This is a genomic window from Heliobacterium chlorum (assembly GCF_014502795.1).
Lineage (GTDB): Bacteria > Bacillota > Desulfitobacteriia > Heliobacteriales > Heliobacteriaceae > Heliobacterium > Heliobacterium chlorum.
In genome coordinates, this window is record NZ_JACVHF010000001.1 from 570,613 (window position 1) to 586,125 (window position 15,513).

Annotated in this window: 16 protein-coding genes; all 16 read left to right on the plus strand. The window is 47.3% G+C overall.

Features of this window, described 5'->3' with window-relative positions:
- Positions 1–77 precede the first annotated feature (77 nt).
- Entirely contained in the window at positions 78–701 is a 624-nt protein-coding gene (gene fliP / locus H1S01_RS02735; RefSeq protein WP_207732163.1) for a flagellar type III secretion system pore protein FliP, read from the plus strand.
- Between the two features lie 19 nt (positions 702–720).
- A complete protein-coding gene (fliQ, locus tag H1S01_RS02740; protein WP_188038539.1) occupies positions 721–996 on the plus strand; it encodes a flagellar biosynthesis protein FliQ in 276 nt (91 codons plus the stop codon).
- A gap of 33 nt (positions 997–1,029) precedes the next feature.
- Complete coding sequence (fliR, locus tag H1S01_RS02745) at positions 1,030–1,830, plus strand: flagellar biosynthetic protein FliR (RefSeq protein WP_188038540.1); 801 nt, start codon at positions 1,030–1,032, stop codon at positions 1,828–1,830.
- Positions 1,831–1,844: 14 nt separating this feature from the next.
- Positions 1,845–2,933, plus strand: a complete 1,089-nt coding sequence (flhB, locus tag H1S01_RS02750; protein WP_188038541.1) for a flagellar biosynthesis protein FlhB — start codon at positions 1,845–1,847, stop codon at positions 2,931–2,933.
- Between the two features lie 42 nt (positions 2,934–2,975).
- Positions 2,976–5,036: a flagellar biosynthesis protein FlhA gene (gene flhA, locus H1S01_RS02755; protein ID WP_188038542.1), complete on the plus strand. Its 2,061-nt coding sequence runs from the start codon at positions 2,976–2,978 to the stop codon at positions 5,034–5,036.
- 3 nt (positions 5,037–5,039) lie between these two features.
- A complete protein-coding gene (gene flhF / locus H1S01_RS02760) occupies positions 5,040–6,347 on the plus strand; it encodes a flagellar biosynthesis GTPase FlhF (RefSeq protein WP_188038543.1) in 1,308 nt (435 codons plus the stop codon).
- Positions 6,344–7,231, plus strand: coding sequence for a MinD/ParA family protein (locus tag H1S01_RS02765; RefSeq protein ID WP_188038544.1), 888 nt, complete (start codon positions 6,344–6,346; stop codon positions 7,229–7,231). Before flhF ends, H1S01_RS02765 begins: the two co-directional genes overlap by 4 nt.
- Before the next feature lie 95 nt (positions 7,232–7,326).
- Positions 7,327–8,448: a protein-glutamate methylesterase/protein-glutamine glutaminase gene (locus H1S01_RS02770; RefSeq protein WP_188038545.1), complete on the plus strand. Its 1,122-nt coding sequence runs from the start codon at positions 7,327–7,329 to the stop codon at positions 8,446–8,448.
- Between the two features lie 27 nt (positions 8,449–8,475).
- The gene (locus tag H1S01_RS02775; RefSeq protein ID WP_188038546.1) at positions 8,476–10,557 is read left to right on the plus strand and encodes a chemotaxis protein CheA; all 2,082 of its coding nucleotides are present in this window, start codon (positions 8,476–8,478) and stop codon (positions 10,555–10,557) included.
- A gap of 12 nt (positions 10,558–10,569) precedes the next feature.
- A complete protein-coding gene (locus H1S01_RS02780) occupies positions 10,570–11,031 on the plus strand; it encodes a chemotaxis protein CheW (protein WP_188038547.1) in 462 nt (153 codons plus the stop codon).
- 94 nt (positions 11,032–11,125) lie between these two features.
- Positions 11,126–11,605, plus strand: a complete 480-nt coding sequence (locus H1S01_RS02785; protein ID WP_188038548.1) for a chemotaxis protein CheD — start codon at positions 11,126–11,128, stop codon at positions 11,603–11,605.
- A 12-nt stretch (positions 11,606–11,617) separates the two neighbouring features.
- Positions 11,618–11,995 carry a hypothetical protein gene (locus tag H1S01_RS02790; RefSeq protein WP_188038549.1) on the plus strand — a complete coding sequence of 126 codons (378 nt, stop codon included), beginning with the start codon at positions 11,618–11,620 and terminating at the stop codon, positions 11,993–11,995.
- Positions 11,996–12,035: 40 nt separating this feature from the next.
- Positions 12,036–12,836, plus strand: coding sequence for an RNA polymerase sigma factor WhiG (whiG, locus tag H1S01_RS02795; RefSeq protein WP_188038550.1), 801 nt, complete (start codon positions 12,036–12,038; stop codon positions 12,834–12,836).
- Positions 12,837–12,867: 31 nt separating this feature from the next.
- The gene (locus tag H1S01_RS02800; protein WP_188038551.1) at positions 12,868–14,490 is read left to right on the plus strand and encodes a FapA family protein; all 1,623 of its coding nucleotides are present in this window, start codon (positions 12,868–12,870) and stop codon (positions 14,488–14,490) included.
- Positions 14,491–14,529: 39 nt separating this feature from the next.
- Positions 14,530–14,847 carry a hypothetical protein gene (locus tag H1S01_RS02805; protein ID WP_188038552.1) on the plus strand — a complete coding sequence of 106 codons (318 nt, stop codon included), beginning with the start codon at positions 14,530–14,532 and terminating at the stop codon, positions 14,845–14,847.
- A gap of 21 nt (positions 14,848–14,868) precedes the next feature.
- Positions 14,869–15,510, plus strand: coding sequence for a hypothetical protein (locus tag H1S01_RS02810; protein ID WP_188038553.1), 642 nt, complete (start codon positions 14,869–14,871; stop codon positions 15,508–15,510).
- Positions 15,511–15,513 lie beyond the last annotated feature (3 nt).

Genomic DNA, 15,513 nt, shown 5'->3' on the forward strand with positions numbered 1-15,513 from the left:
TTTCAGAAGCAGTCGCTGCTCCCATCCCTATCCCCACAGTGAGCATCGGGGTGGATTCGACGAATAATCCTACGGAAATGTCTAAGAGCTTGCAAGTATTGTTTCTGCTCACCGTGCTGTCCCTGGCGCCGTCGATTCTGGTCATGATGACCAGCTTTACTCGGATTCTAGTCGTTTTGCATTTTACTCGAACAGCCTTGTCTCTGCAAACGATGCCGCCGAACCAAATACTGATTGGTTTGTCCTTATTCTTAACCTTTTTTATCATGGCTCCGACCTGGGGCAACATCAATGATCAAGCGCTTCAACCTTATTTAAATGGTCAGATCTCCCAAGAGCAAGCCTTGGATAAGGGCCTATATCCCTTGCGAGAGTTTATGCTGAAACAAACTCGGGAAAAAGATTTAGCACTCTTTGTCAATATGTCGAATGTAGAACAACCGAAGACTTATGGCGATATCCCTACGCGAGCCATTATCCCTGCTTTTATTCTCAGTGAATTAAAAACGGCCTTTCAAATTGGTGCTGTGATATACTTGCCGTTCATCGTCATAGATATGATCGTCGGTTCCGTCCTCATGTCGATGGGTATGATGATGCTGCCGCCTATGATGATCTCGCTTCCCTTCAAAATCCTTCTTTTTGTGCTGGTGGATGGTTGGTATCTCATCGTGAAATCACTGATCCTGAGCTACCAGTAAAAGAAGAGGGGGCTTTACGGTGACTCCTGAACTGATCATTCAACTTGGACGAGATGCCTTGGTAGCCGTTTTACTGATATCAGCACCACTTCTTGGAGCCAGTTTATTGATTGGCTTGATCATCAGTGTTTTTCAGGCAACCACCCAAATTCAAGAAGCTACATTGACATTTGTACCGAAGATCATTGCCGTTTTGCTGGTTATCATGATCTTCGGTCCTTGGATGTTACAAGAGTTGATGCGTTACACAGACCAATTATTAGGCTCTTTGAATCAATACACCTTCATCCGATAAAATTATGAAACCCCTATAGAGAGGAAAAGAACGGTGGAAGCCATCATCAATAGTTGGTTAAATCAGCTCGATCTGTTGTTGCTGATGATGAGTCGTGTTGCCGGTATTTTCGTCTTGGCACCAATATTCAACTTTCCCGGTATAAGTACAACCGTCAAGATCGGCTTTTCTTTTCTTCTCTCTTTGATCGTAATGTTAACTCTTCCAACGAGCTCTTTATTTGTTCCTCCTACAGATTTAGTCAGTTATGTGCTGATTTTGCTTCAGGAGATCGTCATCGGTCTTTCCATCGGTTTTATTCTTCAACTCGTTTATGCGGCCATATTGACCGCCGGACAGATCATCGACCTTCAGCTTGGTTTTGGTATTGTCAATATTATGGACCCCATGTGGGGGACGCAAGTCCCGATGACAGGTACATTCCTACAAATCCTGGCCTTATTGCTTTTCGTCACCTATGATGGCCATCTTTTACTGGTAAAAACCTTGATGGACAGTTTTCACATGATCCCAGTCGGAGGAACTGCTTTGACGCTGGCCCATTCAGGTCAACTTGCAGATTTTATGACTCGATTAGTTTGCAGTGTCTTGTTGACCGGTGTTCAATTAGCCATGCCGATCATCGGTGTTATCTTAATTAATGACATCGCTATGGGAATCGTCTCTCGCACGGTACCGCAGATGAACCTCTTTGTCGTCGGCGTCCCGGTGAAAATTCTCGTCGGCATCGCGTTTCTGTGGATTATCCTCCCTTTCTATGTGGAAGGCCTAAACCGTCTTTATGAGATCAGTTTTTCCAACGTCCACGATTTTCTTAGACTCCTTAGCCCCTAAGGCTGAAAAAAGGAATGACGCCGGTGCTGAAATGGGATCTGCAATGGTTCTCTGGAGAAAAGTCAGAAAAACCGACGGCAAAACGTCGCGCTGATGCGCGGAAGAAAGGTCAAGTCGCTAGAAGCACCGAGTTAAACACTGCTTTTTCTTTATTATTTTCATTTTTGGCACTGAAGTATTTTGGTATTCAAACCATCGATGGTTTCGAGCGGATAATGATGTACTATTTAAGTACATTTTCACAGGAAAATATAAGTCCCGTGACGGTCATGTCAACCGGACTCGATGTTGCCTTTCGGGCTTTACTACTGGTAGCACCCTTTTTGCTGGTGGCGTTAACCGCCGGTATCTTGGCCAGTTACCTGCAAGTGGGCTTTTTGTTTTCTTTTGAAGGCATAAAGATGAACTGGAGCAAGTTAAACCCACTAAATGGACTTCAACGGATGTTTTCAAAACAATCGCTTGTGGAACTAATTAAGTCTTTATTAAAAGTGACGATCATAAGCTATGTTGCTTACACAGCGATCGATAAACACCTCTATGTTTTTCCTACGTTACTTGGAGCCGATGTTAATACGGCGGTAGCTGCCGTTTCTGAAATTGCCTACGATGTGGGATTGCGAGTCGCTCTGTTGCTGCTTATCGTCGCCGGGCTAGATTACTGGTTTCAGTGGTACAGCCATGAAGATTCATTAAAAATGTCCAAACAAGAAGTTAAAGATGAGCACAAACAGTCTGAAGGGGATCCTTTAATCAAAGGCAAAATCAGGCAACGCATGCGGGAAGCGGCAATGCGTAGGATGATGCAGGAATTGCCTAAGGCAGATGTCGTCATTACGAACCCGACCCACTTTGCCGTTGCCTTAAAATACGAAGGCGCTTTGATGACTGCTCCGGTCGTGATTGCCAAAGGGCAAGATTACGTAGCATTAAAAATCAAAGAGATCGCTCAATCTCATGGGATTCCTACTGTGGAAGATAGACCTTTGGCACAGGCCTTATACCGGACAGTAGAGATTGGTCAAGCAATTCCTGCAGAACTGTTTCAGGCCGTTGCAGAAGTCTTTGCCTTCGTCTACCGACTTAAGAAAAAGAAAGCTTAATTCAAATAAGAGAGACTATTTTCTCGGAAAGGATGTGTCATCATGGCTGGACCACAGTCTCAAGCAAAATCGAATAACCTCGCAGGCATCGGTGTAGCCATTGCAGTGTTGGCCACTGTGGTCATGATGATCGTCCCCTTAAAGCCTGTCTTTTTGGATATGCTTTTGATATTTAACATCTCCATCGCCATATTGATATTGCTCGCGACAATGTTCATTGAGGGCGCCTTGGAAATCTCCGTTTTTCCGACGCTGCTGTTGATCACTACACTATTTCGTTTGGCCTTAAACGTTTCGTCGACGCGATTAGTGCTGCTGGACGGATATGCGGGACAAGTGATTGAGAAGTTTGGAACGTTTGTGCTCGGTGGGAGTCCTGTTGTCGGTTTTATTGTGTTTTTAATATTGGTGATCATCCAGTTTATTGTGATTACCAAAGGCGCCGAACGTGTCGCCGAAGTGGCCGCCCGGTTTACTTTGGATGCCATGCCCGGTAAGCAAATGGCAATCGATGCGGACTTAAACTCCGGGTTGATCAATGAAAGTGAAGCTAAAAAGCGCCGAAAAGACATCCAGCGTGAAGCAGACTTTTACGGTGCGATGGATGGTGCTGTCAAGTTTGTCAAAGGCGATGCGATCGCCGGCATCATCATCTTGTTTGTCAATATTTTCGGCGGATTCTTCATCGGTCTTTTGCAGAAGAACTTATCCATGACCCAAGCAGCGATGAAATATACGATTTTAACAGTTGGCGATGGGTTGGTCACGCAAATTCCCGCCTTACTCATCTCAACGGCTACAGGCGTCATTGTCACCCGAGCTGCTTCGGAAGCCAACTTAGGGCAAGATCTATTGTCCCAGCTATTTGGCTATCCCCGTACCCTCTATATTGCCTCCGGTGTATTGGTGGTACTCGGCATCATCGGACTGCCGCCGATCCCTTTGTTGACGATGGCAGCCGTACTTGGCTTTATCGGATACCGTATGGATAGAACCAATAAAGAAACTGCCATTGCCGAAATTGAAAAAGCCCAGGAACAAGAGATCGAAGAGATTAAAAAACCAGAAAACGTCGTATCCTTGCTCAATGTGGATCCTCTGGAATTGGAAATGGGTTACGCACTAATACCTCTGGTCGATGTTCAACAAGGCGGCGATCTTCTCGACCGCGTCATCATGATTCGTCGGCAATGTGCTTTGGAATTGGGTTTGGTCGTTCCCCCGATCCGGCTGCGTGACAATATGCAGTTAAAACCGAACGCCTACACCATCAAAATCAAAGGTGTAGAAGTGACTAACGGGGAAATCATGATCGATCACTATATGGCCATGGCACCGGGAGTTGATGACGGCGTAATACCGGGCATCGATACAAGAGAACCTGCCTTTGGATTGCCGGCGAAGTGGATTACACCCCAACTGAGAGATCAAGCAGAACTGGCCGGTTACACTGTCGTAGATCCGCCGAGCGTGGTAGCAACACACTTGACAGAAGTGATTAAAACCCACGCCTATGAAATACTGGGTCGTCAAGATGTTCAAGGGCTTCTCGATCATGTCAAGCAAACTCACCCGGCCGTTGTTTCTGAACTCATACCCGATCTGTTATCTTTAGGTGATTTACAAAAAGTCCTCGCCGGATTGCTAAAAGAACGTGTGCCTATTCGAGATTTGGTTACGATTATGGAGACCCTGGCTGACCATGCCCGGTTGACCAAGGACACAGATGTTTTAATTGAATATGCCCGCCAAGCCTTGTCTCGACAAATCGTGAAATCTTACCTTCTGCCGGGAACGAATCAATTGCCGGTCATCTCGTTGGATCCCGCTTTAGAGAATAATATTCGAGAGTCGATTCAACAAACGGAACACGGCACCTATCTAGCGATGGATCCGATGGAAGCCCAAAAAGTGATCTCCGCTTTGGTAAAAGAAGTAGAACGGGTTTCACAAATGGGATATCAACCGGTCATCTTATGTGCACCGATCGTACGGTTGTATTTCAAGCGATTAACCGAAAGGGCTGTACCTCAATTGGTTGTTCTATCCTATAATGAAATCGGAACTCAACTTGAGGTTCAAACGATAGGGATGGTGAGATAAACTTTGCGGGTCAAACGTTTTGTCGCTTCAACCGTGCAAGAAGCCATGAACAAGATGAAAGCCGAGATGGGAAAAGACGCAATTATCCTCCACACCCGAAAAATAAAAGAAGGTGGTTTCTTCGGCTTTTTTGCTAGGGAAATGGTGGAAATCACGGGTGCAGTGGAAGATACCTTGGTTCTGCCGAAAGACCAAGGCAAAGAGAAATCGATCTCACTGCCAAAAACAAAGAAAGTTGATCCGGCTCCAAGTAGCGGTGAGAAATTCGATATTCGACTTGACCAGCCCGTATCGATTGACAAGCAACTTTTTGGGAACGGGAATGCGAACCTGCAAGAGCCGCCTCGGATCGCCGAAAACGTACCTCCCCCTGTGTCGGAGAAGCCATTAACATCAACCGTAAGTACGCACGTTAGTTCTCCCACAAACAGCGGCATTGGTGAAGAACTGAATCAAATGAAAACGCTAATGGGGCAGATCTTAGGGCGTCTTCAAGAAGTGGATGCCAATCTACCTTATGAGTTGATTGTCGCTTATAAGCGGTTGATAGACAATGATGTCGATGAAAGCGTCGCACGAAAAATCGTCGAAGATGTATATGATGAGCATAAAGGGCGAACCGATTGGAACCCTGCTGTCGTCAAAGATTTAGTCCTTCTAGAGATCCAAGAGATGGTAGGAACGCCTCAGTCTGTTATGATATCTGACGACAATCAAGGGCCTGAAGTATTCCTTATGGTGGGACCTACCGGTGTGGGCAAAACGACAACCATCGCCAAATTAGCGGCTACATTTTCTATTGTCAACCGCCGTAAAGTGGGCTTGATTACGGCTGATACCTATCGAATCGCCGCTGTCGAGCAACTAAAAACCTTTGGCGATATCATCGGCGTACCGGTGGAAGTGGTCTTTACCCCGCCGGCCTTACGAGAAGCGATTGAACGAAACCGTGACAAGGACCTCCTGCTTGTCGATACGGCCGGTAGAAGTTATAAAAATGAACTTCAATTAGAAGAGCTTTCTGCCTTTGTAGAAGCGAGCCAGCCAAGCAGAATTATCCTTGTGCTCTCGGCAACCACCAAGTATAAGGACCTGATTCGAATCGTCGATTCCTTCTCTAAGTTTGAAATTAACCGGTTTTTGCTCACAAAGCTCGATGAAACTAATCAATATGGTTCGATTTTAAATGTAATTTATGCCACCGGAACACCTCTTTCATATATCACCACAGGTCAGAATGTGCCAGATGATATTGAAATTGCCAATCCAGAGAAGTTAGCCAATCTGATCTACGGAGAGACAAGCTTATGAAAGACCAAGCGGAAAAACTCCGCCTGATGATGCAAAATATGCGGCAAACAATGGAGCGGGAGATCATGGGTCACCTGCCGCCTACGCGGGTGATCTGCGTATCCAGTGGAAAAGGGGGCGTCGGAAAGACCAATATCACCCTAAGCCTGGGCTTGGCTTTACGGGATTACGGGATGCGGGTTCTTCTGCTCGATGCGGATATGGGGATGGCCAATATCGATGTCGTTTTGGGGAGGGTTCCTCCATATAATTTGTATCATGTCATCGGCGGACAGAAAAAACTGGCCGACGTCATCTATGAAGGACCAAAAGGATTACAAGTTATATCCGGTGGTTCTGGGATTGCCGAACTAGCCAACTTAAGTAAAGAAGCGTTAGACGAATTTATTACGGGCTTTTCTATCCTCGATGGGACCGTCGACATTTTGCTGATCGATACAGGCGCTGGAATTTCCAGAAACGTTCTTTCCTTTGTATATGCTGCTGACGAACTGCTCGTCGTCACAACTCCGGAGCCGACAGCCATCACCGATGCTTATGGATTGATTAAATCGGTTGAAGCCATGCAGCCCGGCAAGGCGATATCTGTCGTCATCAACCGTGTGGAGAGCAGGAACGAGGGAGACAGCGTTTCACAAAAATTAAAAATGGCTGTTCGTCAATTTTTGCACCGCGAAATACTGGTTCTCGGTTATATCCCCGAAGATTTACTCGTGGCAAAGGCAGTCAAAGCCCAAAAACCCTTCTATTTGCAGAATGATCGGTCATCGGCCTCTCAGGCTGTCTCTCAATTGGCAGCTACAATATGTAATTTACCACCTAAAGAAGAACCTGTTGGAGGAATTTCCCGTTTGTTCAGTCGAATGAAACGCTTTTTTGGGTAAGCACAAATGAGGTTAGGCAGGAAAAAGTCCATACCACGTGGAAGAAAGCTATAAGACGGGTACAAAAGCCTAAAAGCCGTCCGGGAGTGATAAATATGCCGCAAATGAAAGTACTTGTAGTAGACGATTCTGCATTTATGCGAAAAGTCATATCGGATATGATCGCAGCTGAGCCCGGAATGGTTGTTATAGGAACAGCCCGCAACGGTCAGGACGCCATGGAAAAAATCTCTCAACTGAAGCCAGATGTGATTACACTGGATGTTGAGATGCCTGTGATGGATGGACTGACGACGCTGGAACGAATAATGTCGACAAACCCATTGCCGGTGGTTATGCTCTCCAGCTTAACCCAGCAAGGTGCCGATGCGACCATGCAAGCATTGCAAAAGGGTGCTGTCGACTTTGTCCCTAAACCATCCGGTTCTATATCCTTGGATATTCATAAGGTTCGTGAGCAGCTCATCAGCAAGCTGAGAGTAGCCGCTATTGCCAAGATCAGACCCAGAATCAGCGAAATTCGTCCCCTTACACGACCAGTTACCTCTCCTGTTCCTCAACCGGTAGTGGCTGTGTTACCGGAAGTACAGAAACGGGCTAAACTTACCTCCCCGGGTTCGGGTCGACTCAATCGTTTAGTTCTTATAGGTACCTCCACAGGTGGACCAAAGGCACTCTACGAAGTGATTCCTAAATTACCAGCCGATCTTGGAGCAGCTGTGCTCATTGTCCAACATATGCCCCCTGGGTTTACCCGATCCCTGGCGGAACGATTGGATGCGGCTTCTGCCCTCAAAGTGAAGGAAGCCCAAGACGGAGAAGAAATTATCACCGGTACTGTTTATATTGCCCCTGGCGACTATCACTTTAAGGTGACTGTAACCGATAAACCAGGAGCAGGAAAACAAATGTGGGCCAAGCTGACCCAAGATCCACCGGTAGGCGGACACAGGCCGGCAGTTGACGTCATGATGACGTCAGCTGCGCAGCAATACTGGTCTTCTATGGTGGGTGTCGTTCTCACGGGAATGGGCAGTGACGGAACGGAAGGTATTAAACTTATAAAGAAACTCCAAGGCCGCACGATCGCGGAAGACGCATCCTCCTGTGTCGTATTCGGTATGCCCAAAGTGGCAATCGAGTCGGGATGTGTGGATAAGGTGGTTCCCATAACCGGTGTGGCAGATGAAATTGTAAAATCACTGCAGGACCGATAGTCTGGCAACTGCGGAGGTGTGATTAAGATGGATATGTCCCAATATATGGACATGTTTATGGAAGAGTCAAGAGAACATTTACAAGCGCTAAATCAAAAGATTTTAGAGCTGGAAGACAATCCTCATGACTTGGGAATCTTAGACGAAATCTTTCGTTCGGCCCATACCTTAAAGGGGATGTCGGCCACCATGGGATTTGAACGCATCGCCGAATTGACCCATGAGATGGAAAACGTCCTTTCCGTATTGCGCGGCGCTCAGGTAGCCGTGAACACGGCCGTTGTAGATCTCCTCTTTCGATGCCTAGATTCCTTAGAAAGCATGGTCGATTCGATCAGCAGCGGCGATACAGGGAATGCCGATGTGAGCGATCTGATCACGCTGCTGCGTAAAGCTGGCCAAGGGGAATTGGTTGCCGCCGATAAACCCAAAGAATCGATCCGGGAGGCGAGCAAAGTGAGCGAACCTGTTCAAGCCGATCTTCCCACGGTTGTCGATGGAATCGAAGTATTAAAATCCTTTGAAATCAACCAATATGATCTGACACTGCTTCAAGAAGCACAACGCAAAAGATATGACGCATACCATATTCAAGTGGAACTCGATCCCGGTTGTGTCATGAAATCGGCCCGAGCGTATATGGTATTTCGCAACCTTGAGGAGTTCGGTGAGATTATCAAATCCGTTCCGTCTTCACAGGAACTGGAAGATGAGAAATTTGATCTGTCTTTTGAAGTCGTCGTAGTGACGAAAGAAGACCAAGAACGGGTTTTACATGCTGTCGATTCGATCGCTGAAGTCCGTGTCAAGTCGATTACGCCGGTAAACCTCAAAGAAGTAAAAGCACAGGAAGCGCAAGATAATGATATTCCACAAGTGGTAAAGGAAACGAACGAACCAACGAATGAGAATGCCCTTTCGCTAAAAAATCGAACGACTACGGAAGCAAAAAGCAAAGCCAAAGGAAGCCAGACCGTTCGGGTGGATATTGAACGTCTGGACAATTTGATGAACCTCGTGGGAGAACTGGTTATCAACAAGACGAGACTGGAACAGATCTCCACCACCAATAGTGTGACCGAACTGAACGAAACGATTGAACATATCGACCGAATCACCACAGATCTACAAAATGTGGTGATGAAAGTTCGCATGGTTCCTATTGAACAAGTTTTCAACCGGTTTCCTCGAATGGTCCGGGATCTCGCGAAGGAATTGGGCAAGGAAATCAACCTCATCGTGGAAGGAAAAGAAACAGAACTAGACCGGACCGTGATCGACGAAATCGGCGATCCACTCGTCCATTTAATTCGAAATGCCATCGATCATGGCGTTGAGATGCCTGAGATTCGCCGCCAAAAAGGCAAACCGGTCGAATCGGTCGTTCGTCTGGTGGCGAAACATGAAGGTAACAACGTCGTCATCGAAGTGGACGATGATGGTCGTGGACTCGATCCTCAGGCGTTGAAGAACAAAGCCGTTCAAAAAGGCATCATCAGCGCAAGGGAAGCCGAGCAGATGGATGATCAGGCTGCGATCAACTTGATTTTCATGGCTGGTTTCTCCACTGCCGAAAAAGTCTCTGATGTATCGGGACGCGGAGTCGGCCTAGATGCTGTTCGCACAAAGATTGAATCCTTGAGCGGTTCCGTAGAAATTGAGACCCGTATCAATCAAGGCACGAAGTTTAAAATTCGTCTGCCATTGACATTAGCCATCATTCAGGCCTTATTAGTGAATGTGGGTGAAGAAATCTACGCCATCCCCTTAGGTACAATCGATGAAACAACCAGTATCATTCCCTCCCATATCAAAAAAGTACAAAATCAAGAAGTGGTCCTGCTCCGTGGCAATGTTCTGCCCCTCGTACGCCTGGACAATGTGCTTGAAGTTCCCAAAACCGTCGAAGAGTCGGAAGAACTCTATGTAGTTGTCGTGCGTAAGGGTGAGAAAAAGGCAGGCCTAATCGTCGATTCCTTGATCGGGCAACAGGAAATCGTGATCAAGTCGCCAGGAAAATTACTCCAAGGAATCAGTGGTATCGCCGGAGCGGCCATCCTTGGCAACGGACATGTTTCCTTAATTCTCGACGTTGGAACACTTTTCTAGGAGGTGTGGGTAGTGGAAAAGGTCGATTTCTCCGATGAACTGCAGTTGGTGGCATTTTCGCTGGCTGGCGAAGAATACGCCGTCGATATTCACTATGTACAGGAAATCAATCGTCTGTTGAACATCACCCGGGTACCGAAGGCTCCCTATTATGTGGAAGGGGTCATCAACCTGCGGGGGAATGTGGTCCCGGTCATTGATTTACGGAAACGCTTTTCACTTCCACCACGGGAAACAACTGATCGAACACGTATCATTATCATTAAAGTCAAAGATATTACGGTAGGCATCATCGTTGACGGTGTATCTGAAGTCATCCGCATTCAATCCTCTGCTGTTGAGCCGCCTCCGGGGCTCTACGGAAGCGTTGATCTTGATTACATTCGTGGTGTCGGTAAGATGGATGATCGCTTATTAATCCTCATCAACATCGAAAAAGTGATCGACTTGGAAGCGCTCGCCGACGAAGAATAGAGAACTCGAGTGGGCCAAGGAGCATTTCTTTTCGCTGCCAGACGTGGGCCTTGAATAGAAATGGTAGCGATGGGAGTGAAGGGATGATGCAGGCATGCTGATCAAGGTGGGCATGGCCGACTTGAAAGCGACCAAAGCACCAAACAACTTGATGACGTCAGGTCTTGGTTCTTGTATAGGTATTTGTCTTTACGATGCTGTTGCCAAAGTCGGTGGTTTGGCCCATATCATGCTGCCCCATTCCGCCCATGCTCGTAGTTCGGAAAACAAAGCCAAATTCGCCGATACGGCGATTCCCGTTCTGTTGGACGATATGATTCGATTGGGTGCTGTAAAAAGTCGCCTTGTCGCCAAGATCGCCGGGGGGGCGCAAATGTTTTCCTTTCCCGGTGCATCCGATGTGATGCGTATCGGAGAACGAAATGCTGAGGCCGTCGTTCTCAAGTTGAGACAAGAAAATATCCCCCTCTTGGCGAAGGAAACAGGCGGAAATTACGGTAGGACCATCGAGTTGGACACAACGAATGGAAAATTGCTCATCCGTACCATAGACCGTGGTGAAAAGGTGCTATAGGGAGGAGACAAATTGGGCCGCGTCAAAATCTGGGTTCCCCTTGCTTTGGCTTCATTTACCTGGCTCATCACCGCGGTTGTTGCCTTAAACGCATCGGTCTCTTGGAGTGCTTTATTCATCCGCAGCTTCTGTGCCGCCTCTGTCGTCGGCGGACTCACCTGTGTCACCCTGTTCTATTTCGATAAAGTATTGACACAAAGCGATAATCATCGAAACATCACTCGGAGCCATTTTGGAAATGAGGCCCACAAGGGAAGTATGGTGGACGTTAAAGTACCTGCTGCGAACCCATTTGTCCCTGGACAAATCGAGGCAGACATCGAAGAACTTCTGGCGTCAGATCCGACGAGGGCAGCCGAAATTATGCGGAAAATGCAGTTAGAGAGTTAATGCGCCTTCAGGGTTCGCAAACTACGGGATCGCGGGGTAGGTGGCGAAAATAATTATATCAGCAAAAGATATCGCCAGAGCAGGCTTACTCTGGGAACGGTATAAAGAGCACAAGGATTCCTCAGCCCGCGAAGAGCTAATCCTTTTATATTCCCCTTTGGTAAAGTTTGTAGCGGGACGGTTGGCCATCAGCCTGCCGCCCAATGTCGATCGGGATGACTTGCTCAGTTACGGAGTTTTTGGCCTCATGGACGCCTTGGAAAAGTTCGACCTCAGCCGTGGCCTCAAATTTGAAACTTATGCTATTTCGAGAATTCGCGGTTCTATTCTCGATGGACTGCGGGCGATGGACTGGGTACCTGCGTCGATTCGCCAAAAGGCAAAAGAGATTGAAAAGACATACTTAGCACTGGCTCAACAATTGGGCAGAGAAGCGACCGATGAAGAGGTTGCCCAAGCGTTAGGTGTGAGTGAGACTGATTTCCAAAAAACATTGCAGGATGTCCGGGCCACCACGATCATGTCTCTTGACGAATACTGGTTAGCGGAAAACGATAAGTCTGAATCTGTGCGACTCCTCGACACGTTGGTCGATGAACAAAATGAAGAACCGACAGCTGGTTTGGAATTTGAAGAGACAAAGCAACTCTTGGCTGGTGCGATTGATAAGCTTCCCGAAAAAGAACGAACCGTAATCGCTTTATACTATTATGAGGGTCTTACCTTAAAGGAAATCGGCACTATCCTCGGCGTCTCTGAGTCTCGCATATCGCAGTTGCATACAAAAGCAATTTTACGGCTCCGTGGACAGTTAGCCAGACAGAAGAAAAAAATCTTCTAGAAGTTCGATTCGTAAAAACGGAGGTGATACTGTGAGTGACATTAACTCCGATATGTTGAACCGGGACGGTTTTTATCGCATTGAATACAGAACAGATGGTGTTTTTTTATCCGTTTTTGCACCAGTCGGTTCCGGACGTGTTGTTACCGCAGAAACAGTACTCGCTGAGCTTTTAGATCGGGAGGTCCGCGGTTTCGATCCAAACCACATCCGTCAACTCGTGCTCCGGCAAGAACAGAACATAGTCATCGCTGAACCTCAGCAAGAAGTGATCCGAGACGGACAAGTTAAGGTCGAAACAGACCGGGACGGGATGAAGGCTTATCTGATCGTTTATCCCCCTCGAGGAGGGCAGGCAGTTACATTTGATGTGGCTATGGCAGCATTGGAGCAGGCTGGCGTCGTCTACGGGATCAATGAACAACTCGTTCGTATCGCCCTAAATAATGTTCAACCGGGCCAACGAGTGATGGTTGCCGAAGGGCAACCTGCGAAAGACGGCAAAAATGCGAAAATCGAATATCGATTTAACACAGACACACGTATTCGACCTGCTGAGCTTGAAAATGGACGGGTCGATTTTTACAATTTAAACTTAATCAAAAATGTACAGCCCGGAGAGATCCTGGCGATTCGCACACCTCCTACGGAAGGTGTGCCCGGTAAGACTGTTACAGGACGTGAGCTACGTCCGAAACCCGGCAAGGACGTACGCATTCCAGCGGGGAAAAATACAGCTATTAGTGAAGACGGAACGATTTTGATGGCGTCCACCGCTGGCCACGTTCACATTGTCAGCGAAAAAATCATGATCGACCCCGTCTTTGAACGTAAAGGCGATGTCGATTTTTCCTCAGGTAATCTTAACTTTCTAGGAACAATCATCGTTCGCGGTTCCATCACCTATGGCTTTCAGGTCAAATGCGACGGCGACTTAGAAGTGATGGGTTCGATTGACGGCGGTTCTGTCTTTGTGGGCGGAAACCTAACTGTTCGCCAGGGAATCCAAGGCCAACAAAAATCTGTCATCGATGTCAAAGGTAACGTGATCACTCGATTCATCGAAAATGCTACCGTCAAGTCCGGCGGTGATGTTATCGTCGGTGAAGGCATCATGCATTCAAATATCGATGCTGGACGAACTATCGCTGTGGGCGGAAAAAAGGGATTGATCGTTGGCGGCCAATGCCGTTCCGGTGAAGAGATCATGGCCAAAAATATCGGTTCTCCTCATTCCACATTAACAGAGCTAGAAGTGGGGATTCGGCCGGAAAAACGGCAGATCTATAACGAACTCGTGAAAAAGTTAAAAGATGCTACCGTTAATCTCGATAAAACGGAGAAAGCCGTGAATGTTCTCAAAGAGTGGGAACGACGCCAGGGCAAACTACCTTCCGAAAAGCAGATTCTCCTATTTAAACTGGCCCAAGCCCAAATTCAAATCCAAAAAGACGTGGAATCACTCAACCGAGAAAAAGAAGCAATGGACGCTGAATTTGAACAGATTGGCAATGGCCGAATCCGTGTTTCATCGAGGATATATCCCGGTGTCAATATCCGCATCGGCCAGTTTAACACTAGAGTGCGCGATCCGATAGATTTCACCAACGTCTATATTGACAACGGAGAATTCCGTTTTGGCCCCTATTCCTAAAAAAGTATACCGTCCCGGGTGACATTGGGGGGGATGACCATGACATTACGTCCCGTCGACATGCAGGTGATCGTGCCAAAAGTGACGGAAGTCGGTAAGCAGCAGCAGGTACAAAATCTAGCGCCTGACCAACAACAGCACTTTTTAGGCCAACAAGGCCAAGTAGAGGCCGATCATCGGCAAAAGACGGTCCAGTCATCGCCGCAATCAGAAGAAGGACGAATCAGAGAAAGACAACAGAACAAACAAGGACGACAGCAGGGAAAGAGCAAATCGGGCCGTCGCGATCAGGACGAACAAGAGGAATCGGTGCCGCAGGATCCACTTCGTGGGAGATTACTGGATATAAAAATTTGACCCAATCAAGGAGGAACCGCCTTGGACTCGGGAATATTGCTCACAGGAATTGGATGCCTGCTGATGGGGGCAGGACTTGCTTCTTCATTTTGGCAGCGGAGACAGCAGCAACAGGAACGAATCGAAACGGATGATATCAAAGGACAATTGGCGGATGCCCGTTTAGTCAAAGAGGATATGGAAGCCTTGCTGACGGCAGCAGCGAAGACGGGGGAAGAAATCGTCAACGATCTGCGTCAAGAAGTTCTTCAAGCACAGAAAGTCCTGAAACAAATAGAAACTCAACGTACAGCAGCCATGGTAGGATCTATGGAACTGCCAAGCGACCGGGAGAATAAGCTTGTTGATCAAGCGAAACTACCTCGTCCCTTTTATATTCAGGAATACTTGCGAAATAATGAAGTGAGGGGAAAAAGAACGAGTGCCCCAACGCCATCCCCAAATCCTTCTGTTCCCCCGATTCCCATGGCGCCGATCGTACGGGCTGAAGCTCATATTAAAGCCCTCGGAGAGGGCGAGCCGAAACAATGGAGCAAAAGCAAACGGTACGAACAAGTCCCGGTGTTGTTTGAGTTCGGATTAACGGACGAGGAGGTTGCCCAGTTCTTACACATCGGTAAAGGTGAAGTTCAACTGGTAAGCCAGCTTCGCAGGAGGGCGTAAAGG